The organism is Nocardioides sp. (genome assembly GCF_047607365.1).
In the GTDB taxonomy this organism is placed as follows: Bacteria; Actinomycetota; Actinomycetes; order Propionibacteriales; family Nocardioidaceae; genus Nocardioides.
Genome location: NZ_JASGDD010000070.1, coordinates 1 through 11930 on the forward strand (window position 1 = coordinate 1; position 11930 = coordinate 11930).

Sequence of the window (11930 nt, forward strand, 5' to 3'; positions counted from 1 at the left end):
ACGGCGAGCTCCTGGCGGCCGCGGGCCCGCAGCGTCACCAGGGCGGCGCCCAGCGCGACGCCGAGCAGGAGGCCGAGAAGCACGAACACGAGAGAAGCCATGGCGTGAAGTGTTCCAGCGGGCACCGACAGAACGGCCTCTCCCACGCCGGGGCCGCCCCGATTGCTGGGACCCGATGCCCAGGACCGAGTGCCTAGGCTGGCGGCATGACCGATCAGAGTGTCGCGCGGCCCGGATCCCAGCGCAGTGTCGAGCTCAGCAAGCAGGGGGAGCACCGCTTCAAGGCGACCAACGCGCGCGGGGGAGTGGTCAGCATCGGCCACGGCGAGGACCCCGACTTCACGCCGGTCGAGCTGCTGCTCGCCGCGCTGGCGGGCTGCGGAGCGCTGGACGTCGACTTCATCACCGGCAAGCGGGCGCCCTTCGAGGAGTTCGCGGCGCGCTCGGTCGGCACCGTCGTACGCGACGACGACGGCAACCACCTCGTCGACGTCTCCGTCACCTTCGACGTCTTGTTCCCCGCGACCGACGGCGGGGACGCCGCGCGCGGCGTGCTCGAGTCGGCGATCCGGATGAGCCAGGACCGGCTGTGCACGGTCGGGCGGACGATCACCCTCGGCACGCCGGTGACCTATCGGTCAGGGAGTCTCGACTGAGGTGATCGTCACGGCCTCGGCGGGGCTCACGTCGTCGGCGGCGGTGCCCTTGGCCGCGACGGAGCGGACCACCTCGAGGCCCTCCGCCGAGAGGGTGCCGAAGACCGAGTAGTCCGGCGCCAGGGGGCTGTCGTCGTACACGAGGAAGAACTGCGAGCCGTTGGTGTTCGCCCCGGCGTTCGCCATGGCGAGGGTCCCGGCCCGGTAGTTCACGACGCTGCCGGAGGCGGGGAGCGCCATGGCGCCGCCGAGCTCGTCGGCGAAGGAGTAGCCCGGGCCGCCGCGGCCGGTCCCGGTCGGGTCGCCGCACTGGAGGATGAAGATCCCGGTCGTGGTCAGGCGGTGGCACGGCGTGTCGTCGAAGTACCCCTGCTCGGCCAGCGAGAGGAACGAGTTCACCGTGCACGGCGCCACGTCGGCGTCCAGCGTCAGCGGGACGTCGCCCGCCGAGAGGTGCAGCGTCGCGCTGACCTTCCCGGTCGCCGTCGGGGTCGAGGGCGGCTTCGTCGCCGGCGTGGACGAGTCGCCGTCGGCGTACTGGCACTCGCCGGTCCCCGCGGCGGAGGACGAGGAGTCCTCGCTGCCGCAGGCGGTGAGCGCGGCGGCGAGAAGGAGGAGTACGACGGCGAGACGGTGCTGCGGGAGGCGCTTCGGCATGGGTGGCATCGTAGGAGCATGGACGCCGGACTCCACTACATGACCTTCACCCACCCGGAGTGGGAGACCAACCTGACCGACCGTCTCACCGACACCGCCAAGGTCGCCGACGAGGGCGGCTTCCGGCTCTTCACCGTGATGGATCACTACTACCAGATGATCCCCGTCGGCGGTCCCTTCGAGCCGATGCTCGAGGGGTACACGACGCTGGGCTATCTCGCCGGCGTCACCTCGAACCTCGAGCTCGGGCTCCTCGTCACAGGCGTCACCTATCGCCACCCGGGGCTGCTCGCGAAGATCGCCACGACGATCGACGTGCTATCCCGCGGGCGGGCGTGGCTCGGCATCGGCGCGGCGTGGTACGACCGGGAGCACGAGGGCCTCGGCGTGCCGTTCCCCGCGACGTCGGAGCGGTTCGAGCGGCTCGAGGAGACGCTGCGGATCGTGAACCAGATGTGGTCCGACGACGACGGCGCGTTCACCGGGGAGCACTACCGGCTCCAGGAGACGATCAACCTCCCGCAGCCGCCTCGCGGCCGGCTGCCGATCATGATCGGCGGCGGGGGAGAGCGCAAGACGCTCCGCCTCGTGGCGCAGTACGCCGACGCCACCCACCTCTTCACCCGCGAGGGCCTCGACGGCGTGGCCCACAAGCTCGACGTGCTGCGCGAGCACTGCGACCGGCTCGGCCGCGACTACGACGCGATCGAGAAGACCATCGGCGGCGGCGGGGGAGTCGACCCGGTGGCCGACCCCGACGCGTTCCTCGCGGAGATGGAGCAGTACGCGAAGCTCGGCGTCACGCTCGTCACCTCCTCGCCGCCGAAGAACGGCGACCCCGCCGCCTGGGCCGAGCGGTTCGCCGAGAGCGTGCTGCCGCGGCTGCGCGAGATCTGAGAGACCTCTGAGAGGCCTGAGAAGCCTGTGTGGGAAGTGACGGATGGGGTAGGAAGGGCGACATGAACCGCCAGGTCACGGCGCGCCTCCTCGTCGCCCCGCTCGCCCCGCTCGTCTCGCTCCTCCTCGCACTCGGGCTCCTCGGAGCGGTGGACCTGTCGCCGGCCTCCGCCGCCGACACCACGACGCCGCCGCCGGCCACGGCCTACAGCGACGGCACGCCACGCGACGCGCGGATCACGATCCCCTCGATCGGCATCAAGCGGCTGAAGGTGATCGCCTACGAGGGGAAGACCGACGACTGGCCGGGGACCAAGATCCAGAACCGGGGCATCGCGGCGTCGCCGTACGGGTCCGAGGGCGGCATCGGGCCGGGCGGCATCGGCAACTACCAGGTGACCGCCCACCGCATCTCGCACGGCGGCGTCTTCCGCAAGGTGCCGACGCTGCACAAGAACAACGTCGTCTTCGTCGACGTCGGGCACACCCGCTACATCTACCGGATCATCAAGGAGCGCTGGGTGGACTTCCGCTCCGCGGCGTCGCTGAGGGCCCAGCGCGCGGAGGTGCCGGGGCACCCCGGCGTGACCGCGACCAGGGGCTACATCACCATCTCGACGTGCGCGACGCCCGAGGACCACGCCCGCGGGAACTACTGGACGGACAAGTTCGGCAATCCACAGCACCGGATCGACGAGATCGGGGTCCTCGTGGGCCGGGTGCAGGTGCCGGCGCGCTACTTCAAGAAGAAGGGATGACCGCCTCCGACGGCGGGCCGCGGTGCGCCTGGGCACTGTCGGCACCCGACTATCTCGCCTATCACGACACCGAGTGGGGCTTCCCGGTCGTCGACGACGTACGGCTCTTCGAGAAGCTGTGCCTCGAGGGCTTCCAGTCGGGGCTGTCGTGGATCACGATCCTGCGCAAGCGCCCGGCGTTCCGTGAGGTCTTCGCGGGCTTCGACCCCGCGACGGTCGCCGGCTTCGGCCCGGCCGACGTGGAGCGGCTCCTCGGCGACGCGCGGATCATCCGGCACCGCGGCAAGATCGAGGCCACGATCAACAACGCCCAGCGCATGCTCGACCTGGTCGAGGCGGAGGGGTCGCTGGCCGACTACGTCTGGTCGTACGCCGTCGCGCCGGAGCCCCCGCTCCGGCGGGCGACGTCGCCGGAGTCGGTGGCGATGTCCAAGGACCTCAAGCGGCGTGGCTGGACGTTCGTCGGGCCCACCACGGTCTATGCGTTCATGCAGGCCATGGGCCTGGTGAACGACCACGTGGAGAAGTGCGTGGTCCGCGCCCGGGTCGCGGAGGTGGACCGTCCCGCCGCGCGGGAGACCTAGAGGTCTTTACCTTCGTGACGCCGATCCGTGAAAGGGTGGGGAAGCGGAGCGACGGTGTAGCCCGCGGGAAGCAGGGTGGATCGCGTGGCGGACGAGGCCGAGCACACTCCCGCCTACGGGCCGGTGGACCTCGACACCTGCGCGGCCGAGCCGATCCACGTCCCGGGCGCGATCCAGCCGCACGGCGTCCTCGTGGCGTTCGACCACGACCTCACCGTGGTGATGGTGTCGACGAACCTCCGCGAGGAGCTCGGCGTCGCGGCCGAGGATGCGGTCGGCCGGCCGCTCGGGCGCGTGGTCGGCGACCGGCTCGCCACGCGCGTGGGGGAGCTGCGCGACACCCGGGACTCGGGGGAGCCGTTCGTCGCGACGCTCGACGAGCTCCCTCCCGCGGCAGGCTTCGCCGGGGTCACCGCCGACCTCAAGCTCAACCGCTCGGGGGAGCGCTGGCTGCTCGAGCTCGAGCCGGTCGGCCGCCGCTCCGGCGCGGCCCTGACCTACCACGCGACGCGTGGCCCGATGGCGCGGCTCGCGGAGGCGGAGACCGTCGTGGACCTCGCCGCGCGGCTGGCCGTGGAGATCCGTGCCATCCTCGGCTTCGACCGCGTCATGGTCTACCGCTTCGACGAGGACTGGAACGGCGAGGTGATCGCCGAGGCCAGGCAGGAGGAGCTCAACTCCTTCCTCGGCCTGCACTACCCGGCGACCGACATCCCGGCCCAGGCGCGGCGGCTCTACGAGATCAACTGGACCCGGCTCATCGCCGACATCGGCTACCGCCCGGTGCCGCTGCATCCTGTGCTCGACCCGGCCACCGACGCGCCGCTGGACCTCTCGTTCTCCACGCTGCGCAGCGTGTCGCCGATCCACGTCGAGTACCTCTCGCACATGGGCGTGGGCGCCTCGATGTCGATCTCGCTCCTGATCGACGACAAGCTCTGGGGCCTGGTCGCCTGCCACCACTACTCGGGGCCGCATCGGCCCAGCCACGACGACCGGGCGGCGGCGGAGTTCCTCGGCCGGATCGCCTCGCAGCTCGTGCGCGAGCGGGAGCGCTCCGACGCCCGGGAGGCGACGCTCCGGTCCCGGATCGTCGTCGGCGACATCGCCGCGCGGGTCGCGAAGAGCGAGCGGCCGCCGTTGGAGACGCTCCTGGAGGATCCGGACGTCCTCGACCTCATGTCCGCGTGCGGCGCCGCGGTCTGCTCCGACGGCCGCCTCGCCGTGCGCGGCGAGGTCCTGCCCGAGAGCGACCTGCGGCGGGTCGCCGACGCGCTCTTCGCGCCGGGCACCTACGTCACCGCGACCGACCGCGTCGAGGAGCTCGTCCCGGGGCTGCCTCCGGACTCCGGCATCGCGGGCGTGCTCCGGATCGGCACCGACGCCGACCAGTGGGTGCTCTGGCTGCGCCCCGAGCTGCAGCGCGTCGTCGACTGGGGCGGCGACCCCGGCAACAAGGAGCTGGTCGAGACCGAGAGCGGCAGCGTGCGGCTCAGCCCGCGCAAGTCCTTCGAGAAGTGGCGCGAGCTCGTCCGCGGCCGCAGCGAGCCGTGGCGCTCCTGGGAGGTCGAGGGCGCCGACCACCTCGGCAAGCACGTCATCGCCCAGCTGCTCAGCCGCTCGCGTGAGCAGATCGCGGTCGCGGAGCTGCTGCAGCGCTCGGTCGGCCTGGACCACGCGCCGTCGTACCCGGGGATCGAGGTGGCCGCCCGCTACCGCGCGGCCACGAGCTACCAGCTCGGCGGCGACTGGTGGGACGCCTTCGACCTCGGCGGCGGGAGGATCGCGCTGGCCATCGGGGACGTCGCGGGACACGGCATCGAGGCGGTGTCGGCGATGACCCAGATGCGCACGGCGCTCCGGGCCTACCTGTTCGAGGGACACTCGCCCGCCCAGTGCCTGGACCGCCTCGACCGCCTGATCGCGACCCTGCTCACCCAGCGCGTGGCCACCGCGATCGTCGCCATCGCCAACCCGGCCGCCGGCACCGTCGAGATCGCCTGCGCCGGACATCCGCAGCCCCTGCTCGTCGTCGACGGCTCGGCGATCTCGCTCACGCTCCCGATCCGCCCGGTGCTCGGGCTCGGCGGGGGACAGGCGGTCACGGCCACCCTGGAGCTGCCCGAGGGCGCGGCGCTGCTGTGCTACACCGACGGCCTGGTCGAGCGCCGCGACATCGATCTCGACGAGGAGACCCGGCGGCTGGCGCGGTTCGCGGGCGAGGTCTACGACGTGGACGACCTCGAGCCGTGGCTCGACCGGATCATGACCTTCGGCCTGGCCGACGGCCGCGACGACGACACCACCCTGCTGGCGATCCGGATGCGTCCGGACGCCGGCTGACCCGCCGCGGGGCCGCGGGCGCCGTCCTGGCCAGCCCGGTGTGCTCGCGGTACGGTTCCCCCGTGCCTGGCGTCGGCAGCCCCGCCTTCCTGACGTGGTGGCAGCGATGGTGTCTGGTCGCGATCCTCGGCTATGCCGTGCGCACCATTCCCGGGGTGGGTCCCGACCACGCCGTCAACGCGCTCGACGGCACCTGGCAGGTGGCGATCAGCCTCTCGTGCGCCCTGCTCTGCCTCCTGCGCGCCCGGGCTGCCGGCACCGCCGGCGTCTGGGCGTGGGCGGCGGGCGCGCTCCTCGCCGAGGCGAGCGCCAAGGCCTATCTCTTCACGCTCGCGGGGGTCGGGTTCCGCTCGGGGGTGAGCCTGACCGACATGCTGATCTTCGTCATGTTCGGCCAGCTCATCGTGGCCTTCTCCCTCTACGGCCTGCGACAGCGCAGGCGGATGGGCACGTCGGCCGACCTCGACGGCCTCCTGACCGGGTGCGGCCTGGTCACGCTGCTGCTGGCGCTGGGATCGCCGTGGATCGAGCGGATGCTGACCGGCGACGACACCGTCGACGCCGTGATCGTCGGCTACGTGGTCGTCCAGGCCGTGCTGCTCGTCGAGGTGGCGATCATCCTCGCCGTACGCGGCTGGCAGGTCAGTCGCGAGTGCGTGATCATGCTGGCGATCCTCGGCTGCGGGTGCGTGTGGATGGCGCTCGCGACCCTTCTCATCCACGCTCACTCGGGGGATCCGCTCGACAACATCCTCGAGGCTCGCACGCTCCTGATCGCGCTGCTGGCGGGTCAGCCGTCCGGCCGCGCGCGCCGAGACGACGGCAACGGCCTCGTGATCGGCATCCCGCTGCTGATGTCCGCCGTGGCCGTCGCCGTGTTGGTCGCCGGGTCTCTCCGGCCGATCACGCCGCTGGCGCTGGCCGGAGCCGCGGGCACCGTGCTCCTGGCCCTCGGGCGGCTGGCCGTCTCCTACCGGGAGCTCGCGGCCGCGGACCATCTGCGGGTGCTCGCCGAGACCGACGAGCTCACGGGTCTTCCCAATCGCCGCGGCTTCTTCGCCCGGGGCACCGAGCTCTGCGCCGTGCCGGGGACGGCGCTGCTGCTCATCGACCTCGACAAGTTCAAGTTCGTCAACGACACGATGGGGCACGCGGTCGGCGACGACCTGCTGCGCGAGGTCGCCCGTCGCCTGGACGACATCGTCGGCGATCACCTGCTGGCGCGGCTCGGCGGTGACGAGTTCGCCGCGCTGATGCCCGCCCGGGAAGCGGAGGGGTTCGGGGCTCGGCTGGCCAGGGCCCTGGGCGAGCCGATCGTGCTCGACGGCGCCCAGCTGCGGATCGGGGCGAGCGTCGGCGTGGCGCTCAACCCGGACCACGGCCAGGACATCCCCCGGCTCCTGCAGCTGGCCGACGTCGCGCTCTATCGCGCCAAGGAGCGCGGGGGAGTCGTCGTGTACTCACCCCTCGGAGCGGTCGGCGGCGAGGCGCGGGAGCAGACCCGGGACGACGCCCTCCTGCTCGCCGAGCTGCGCGACGCCATCGCGGGGGACACCCTCACCGTGCACTACCAGCCGATCGTGTCGACCACCGACCGGCGGCTGGTGAGCGCCGAGGCGCTGGTCCGATGGAACCACCCGGCACGCGGCCTGCTCGCCCCGGCGGACTTCCTTCCGCTGGTGCGGGAGAACCGGCTGATGGACCAGATGACGATGTCCGTCCTCCGGATCGTGGTGGCCCAGGGGGCGGCTCTGCTGCGGCGGGGCACGCCGGTGCCGATCTCGCTCAACCTGTTCCCGCCCACGCTCGGCGACCTCGATCTCCCCGGCCGGATCGGGGGCGAGCTCGAGCGCGGCGGGCTGCCGCCGGAGCTGCTGATCGTCGAGATCACCGAGGAGTTCATGCTCCGCGACCCCGATCGGTCGGCGAGCGTCCTGCGGGAGCTGCGGGACATGGGCATCGGCATCAGCGTCGACGACTTCGGCACGGGGTTCTCGGCGCTGGCCTACCTGCACCAGCTGCCGATCACGACGGTCAAGATCGATCGGGCGTTCGTCGGCGAGATCTCCCACGACGCGCGCGCCGCCGCGCTCACCCGATCGGTCGTCGACCTCGCCCACGGCATCTCGCTCGTCGCGGTGGCGGAGGGGGTGGACTCCGCCGAGACCTTCGATCAGCTCGCCACGATCGGGTGCGACATGGTGCAGGGGTTCTTCATCTCCCGCCCGGTGCTGGCAGCCGAGCTCGAGGAGTGGGCCGGGCGCTCCTCCCAGGTGCACTGGGCGCGCCGGGCGTCCTCCGAGGTCCGACGGCTGCTGAGGCTCCCGAGGGTGCCGGCGCCGTGAGACGGGGTATCGGCGTACGCCGGCTGCGGCTGCGGCTGCGGGTGCGCCGAGCTCAGGCGCGCGTACGCCGTCGCAGCACGTCGCCACCGAACAGGGCCCAGGCGACGAGGACCGGCTGGAAGAAGAGCCGCACGAGCCGCTTGGTGTCGGTGTCGAGGCCGAACGCGTCGGTGTGCTCGGCGTACTGCGCGACGTTGCCGGGGAAGATCGCCACGAAGAACGCCGCCAGCAGCGGCCCGATCGTGCGCCTCCGCCTCGGCACCGCGACGAACGAGGCGCCGAGGGCGATCTCGACGGCTCCGGACGCCAGCACCGTGACGTCGGTGTCGATCGGGAACCAGTCGGGCACCTGAGCCTGGAACTCCTCGCGAGCGACGGTCAGGTGCGAGACACCCGCGCCGACCATCAGCGAGCCGAGAACCAGCCGGGCGACCGTGCGCGAGGTGCTCATGCACGCGACCCTAGTCCGACTCCCAAGACGCCTTGCGCGTACTGGAAACAGTACGGAGCGCCTCCGATCTTTCGCACGAGGAGGGTAGTGATGCGTCGGCTCGCGTAGAAGTTGACATAATGTCGCTTATCGGCACTTCTACAACCGGTCACGACCACACCTGGACCCGCCGCGCCGCCAGGCTGAGTCGGTCGCTGCGCCTGAGGGGTGGCCAGCAGGTCGGTGTCTCGTGCGCTCCGGCCATGAGACTACGAAGCGGCGCCGGGTTGGTCGGGTTCGGCGTTCAGGTCGACTGTCTCGACTCCGGTCGTGTCGAAGTCTCTGGCATTGAAGGTGAACAGCGGTAGGCCCTCGCTCACGGCGATGGCGGCGATCATCGCGTCGAACGCACGAGCCTTGGGCTTGCGGCCCGCTTGACGAAGGGCGGCGGCGACCTGTCCGAAGGCTCGAGCGGCGGAGTCGTCGAAGGGCAGAGGGTCCCCGAAGTCGGCCTCTGCCTGCTGGAGGTGTTGCTGGCGAGCGGCTCGCTCAGCCTCACTCGTCGCGACGAGGGGTCCAACGGTCAGCTCGGCCAGTGTGATGGTGGTGATGACCGCCTCGACGGGGAGCCGTTCGGGGTCGACCTCGCCGAGCCGGATGACGGCGCTGGTGTCCAGCACGCCGCGCTCGATGCTCACAGCGACTGGTCGACGAGCGCATCGACGTCGGCGCGGAGGGAGTCGGCGTCGACCGTCGGCAGCGATTGGCGGCGAGCGACCAGCTCCGAGGATGAGCGGCTGCGGCGCGGCAGGGGGCGCAGCTCCGCGACCGGTGTGCCGTCGCTGGTGATGGTGAGTGTCTCGCCGCGCTGGACGCGCGCGAGCACCTCTCCCCCGCGATTGCGAAGGTCGCGGACTGAGACGGCGCGCTCAGCCGATGTGCCCATGAGCACATCGTATCACTCGTGAGACGGATGCTTCGCGGGCGCGATCCGCGGCTGGCACGCGAGGGCCAGGCCGCGAGCCCGAGAGATGGCGCCGGGGCGCCGGGGCGAGGCGTGCGTGCGCGATTCCCTGCCGTTCGAGTGCAGAGAGCGTCTAGCCTGCCGGCGTGGACTCCACTGCGGTTGCGACGCTCGCTCTGTTCGCGGTGGCGCTGTTCATGCTGGGCGCGGCCGTCGGCGCGCTGGCGGTGCGTCGACGCTGGGCAGGCTTCGACCGGGCCCGTTCCGCACGAGCCATGCGCGACCTCGTCAACGCTGCTCCCCCGTCGATCCCCGTCACCGACGCGATGGGTCGGTACGCCCCGCTGGTGGTGGAGTACGAGACGGCCGTGAACAAGGCGGCGATCTTCGCGCTGCAGCCTGGTCCCAACGCCGCCGACCGCACCGAGCAGGTGATGAGGGACCAGGCCGAGATCCGCCGTCTCCGCGCCCAGGTGCTCGACCTGCTCAACTCCCGGCCCGACTGAGGGGCCGAAGGACTGACGGCCCGGCGGGGTGCTGTGCGCCTAGAGTGTGGCCATGAGTGATGTCTCGCTGCGGCAGCGCGGGTTCGACCTGGGGCTCAAGGGCATGAACCTCGCGCACCGGGTGGTGCTGGGCGTCTCCGGTGGGCGGCTGCTGAGCATGGCGTTCGGGATGCAGACCATCGAGCTGCACACCACGGGCCGCAGGTCGGGCCAGCGGCGCAGCGTGATGCTGACCGCGCCGATCTACGACGGCGACCGGGTCGTGCTGGTGGCGTCCAAGGGCGGCGACGACCGCGACCCGGACTGGTATCGCAACCTCGTCGCCGACCCGGCGGTCGCCATCACGATCAAGGGCGTCGAGTCGGCGTGGACGGCGCGCACCGCGACCGCCGCCGAGAAGGCCGAGCTCTGGCCGCGGATCGTGGCGGCGTACCGCGGCTATGCCGGCTATCAGAAGCGCACCCGGCGTGACATCCCCGTCGTGATCTGCACGCCGCGCTCCGCGTGAGCGCGTGAGCGCGTGACGCGCATCTCGCGACCCGGCTCGATCGGGGCGTCGCCGACGGGCGGTCTCAGCGTTCCTTGAGGCTGGTACGGCACCATGGTCGGATGCTGTGGCGCCATCCCCTGCTCAGTCTGCTGACGGGGACCTATCTGGTCTTCGTCGGCTGGCTCACCCTGACGCCCCACCCGATCGGCACCTCGCAGCAGGACCTGCTCCTGCGGATCCTCGACGGGCTCCACCGTCGTGGCCGGCTGGAGTCGCTGGACTACGACCGGCTGGAGTTCCTCGCCAACATCGGGCTCTTCGTGCCGATCGGGATGTTCCTCCTGCTCCTCTTCGGCGCGGGCGGGTGGTGGGCGGCCGCCCTCGCCTCGTTCGCCATGACCGCCGGCATCGAGTACGCCCAGCACTACATCCCCGGGAGGGTTCCCGACGACCGCGACCTGGTGGCGAACGGCGCCGGAGCGCTCCTCGGGATCCTCGTCGCGCTCGTCCTCACGCTGCCCGCGACCCTCCGCCGCCGGCGCCGCCGCCTGATGCGGACGGCGGCTTGACGCACCCGCCGGAACACGCCTCGTAAAGACTCCCCGATAGCTCCCCACGGGGGCCTCCCATCTGCCACCCTGGAGCCATGGAGGATCGCGGCGATTCGCTGGAGGAGCTCCAGCGCGCCGCGATCCGTCAGAGCAATCGGCCCATCCTCATCCTCGACGCCGGGGCCCGGATCGCCTGGGCCAATCCGGCCTTCGAGCGGCTCTTCGGCTACGCGCTCGAGGAGGTGCGCGGTCGCCGCCCCAGCGATGTGATGGCCAGCCCGCGGATGGACGCCGAGTCGCTGGCCGCCTACCGCGAGCAGGAGTGGGGCCGGCGCGAGGTCGTCGTCGACGCGACCGCCCGCGCCAAGGACGGCCGTGACGTCCGGCTGCGGGTCTTCAGCGCCCCGCTGGAGACCGGGCGCCCCGAGTACGACGGCTACTCGGTCGCCATGCTGACCGACGTGAGCGGCGAGGTCGAGATCCGCGAGCTCGAGCGGGAGATCCTCGGCGCGCTGACCGGCGGGCTGTCCTTCACCGAGGTGGGCGTGCTCATCTGCCGCCAGATCGAGGCGATCACCCCCGGCGTGCTGGTCGCGCTCACCCGCATCATCGACGGCCGCCTCGACCCGTGGGCGGCGCCGAGCTTCCCGCCGGGCTACCAGGCGTCGCATGCCGGCGTGGCCGTCGGCGAGGGTGTGGCCGCCTGTGGCACGGCGGCTGCGCGGGGCGAGCCGGTCATGATCCCCCAC

Annotated in this window: 14 protein-coding genes; 10 read left to right on the forward strand and 4 right to left on the reverse strand. The window is 71.8% G+C overall.

All coding sequences use genetic code 11. From position 1 onward, the window contains the following. Positions 1-206: 206 nt before the first annotated feature. Positions 207-656: an OsmC family protein gene (locus tag QM572_RS05860; protein ID WP_415091020.1), complete on the forward strand. Its 450-nt coding sequence runs from the start codon at positions 207-209 to the stop codon at positions 654-656. Here QM572_RS05860 and QM572_RS05865 read toward each other — a convergent pair. Then, complete coding sequence (locus tag QM572_RS05865) at positions 639-1313, reverse strand: peptidylprolyl isomerase (protein ID WP_415091022.1); 675 nt, start codon at positions 1311-1313, stop codon at positions 639-641. The genes QM572_RS05860 and QM572_RS05865 overlap by 18 nt on opposite strands. A gap of 18 nt (positions 1314-1331) precedes the next feature. Between QM572_RS05865 and QM572_RS05870 the strand changes: the two genes are divergently transcribed. The 5 genes from QM572_RS05870 to QM572_RS05890 all read left to right on the forward strand — a co-directional run bounded on the left by QM572_RS05870 (position 1332) and on the right by QM572_RS05890 (position 8240). Then, positions 1332-2210: an LLM class F420-dependent oxidoreductase gene (locus QM572_RS05870; protein ID WP_415091024.1), complete on the forward strand. Its 879-nt coding sequence runs from the start codon at positions 1332-1334 to the stop codon at positions 2208-2210. A 62-nt stretch (positions 2211-2272) separates the two neighbouring features. Continuing rightward, complete coding sequence (locus QM572_RS05875; RefSeq protein WP_415091026.1) at positions 2273-2968, forward strand: sortase domain-bontaining protein; 696 nt, start codon at positions 2273-2275, stop codon at positions 2966-2968. After that, complete coding sequence (locus QM572_RS05880; RefSeq protein ID WP_415091027.1) at positions 2965-3552, forward strand: DNA-3-methyladenine glycosylase I; 588 nt, start codon at positions 2965-2967, stop codon at positions 3550-3552. The genes QM572_RS05875 and QM572_RS05880 overlap by 4 nt, the downstream gene beginning before the upstream one ends. Positions 3553-3636: 84 nt before the next feature. Continuing rightward, positions 3637-5895, forward strand: coding sequence for a SpoIIE family protein phosphatase (locus tag QM572_RS05885; protein WP_415091029.1), 2259 nt, complete (start codon positions 3637-3639; stop codon positions 5893-5895). Between the two features lie 62 nt (positions 5896-5957). Further along, a complete protein-coding gene (locus QM572_RS05890; protein ID WP_415091031.1) occupies positions 5958-8240 on the forward strand; it encodes a putative bifunctional diguanylate cyclase/phosphodiesterase in 2283 nt (760 codons plus the stop codon). A 52-nt stretch (positions 8241-8292) separates the two neighbouring features. Here QM572_RS05890 and QM572_RS05895 read toward each other — a convergent pair whose 3' ends face one another. From QM572_RS05895 to QM572_RS05905, 3 genes are all read right to left on the reverse strand, one after another. Next, positions 8293-8691: a hypothetical protein gene (locus tag QM572_RS05895; protein WP_415091033.1), complete on the reverse strand. Its 399-nt coding sequence runs from the start codon at positions 8689-8691 to the stop codon at positions 8293-8295. A gap of 248 nt (positions 8692-8939) precedes the next feature. Further along, entirely contained in the window at positions 8940-9368 is a 429-nt protein-coding gene (locus QM572_RS05900; protein ID WP_415091035.1) for a type II toxin-antitoxin system VapC family toxin, read from the reverse strand. Next, positions 9365-9616, reverse strand: coding sequence for a type II toxin-antitoxin system Phd/YefM family antitoxin (locus QM572_RS05905; protein ID WP_415091037.1), 252 nt, complete (start codon positions 9614-9616; stop codon positions 9365-9367). The genes QM572_RS05900 and QM572_RS05905 overlap by 4 nt, the downstream gene beginning before the upstream one ends. A gap of 164 nt (positions 9617-9780) precedes the next feature. Between QM572_RS05905 and QM572_RS05910 the strand changes: the two genes are divergently transcribed. The 4 genes from QM572_RS05910 to QM572_RS05925 all read left to right on the forward strand — a co-directional run. Further along, positions 9781-10140 (forward strand): hypothetical protein, encoded by a 360-nt coding sequence (locus QM572_RS05910; RefSeq protein WP_415091039.1) that lies wholly within the window; start codon positions 9781-9783, stop codon positions 10138-10140. A 52-nt stretch (positions 10141-10192) separates the two neighbouring features. After that, complete coding sequence (locus QM572_RS05915) at positions 10193-10648, forward strand: nitroreductase/quinone reductase family protein (RefSeq protein ID WP_415091041.1); 456 nt, start codon at positions 10193-10195, stop codon at positions 10646-10648. 101 nt (positions 10649-10749) lie between these two features. Next, positions 10750-11199: a VanZ family protein gene (locus tag QM572_RS05920; RefSeq protein WP_415091043.1), complete on the forward strand. Its 450-nt coding sequence runs from the start codon at positions 10750-10752 to the stop codon at positions 11197-11199. A 77-nt stretch (positions 11200-11276) separates the two neighbouring features. After that, a partial coding sequence (locus QM572_RS05925) for a PAS domain S-box protein (protein WP_415091045.1) occupies positions 11277-11930 on the forward strand: 654 nt, incomplete at its 3' end.

Coding starts and splice junctions, on each gene's coding strand:
- QM572_RS05865 (WP_415091022.1), bottom strand. CDS start 1,313: ATGCCGAAGCGCCTCCCGCAGCACCGTCTCGCCGTCGTACTCCTCCTT.
- QM572_RS05880 (WP_415091027.1), top strand. CDS start 2,965: ATGACCGCCTCCGACGGCGGGCCGCGGTGCGCCTGGGCACTGTCGGCA.
- QM572_RS05905 (WP_415091037.1), bottom strand. CDS start 9,616: ATGGGCACATCGGCTGAGCGCGCCGTCTCAGTCCGCGACCTTCGCAAT.
- QM572_RS05870 (WP_415091024.1), top strand. CDS start 1,332: ATGGACGCCGGACTCCACTACATGACCTTCACCCACCCGGAGTGGGAG.
- QM572_RS05860 (WP_415091020.1), top strand. CDS start 207: ATGACCGATCAGAGTGTCGCGCGGCCCGGATCCCAGCGCAGTGTCGAG.
- QM572_RS05915 (WP_415091041.1), top strand. CDS start 10,193: ATGAGTGATGTCTCGCTGCGGCAGCGCGGGTTCGACCTGGGGCTCAAG.
- QM572_RS05920 (WP_415091043.1), top strand. CDS start 10,750: ATGCTGTGGCGCCATCCCCTGCTCAGTCTGCTGACGGGGACCTATCTG.
- QM572_RS05895 (WP_415091033.1), bottom strand. CDS start 8,691: ATGAGCACCTCGCGCACGGTCGCCCGGCTGGTTCTCGGCTCGCTGATG.
- QM572_RS05875 (WP_415091026.1), top strand. CDS start 2,273: ATGAACCGCCAGGTCACGGCGCGCCTCCTCGTCGCCCCGCTCGCCCCG.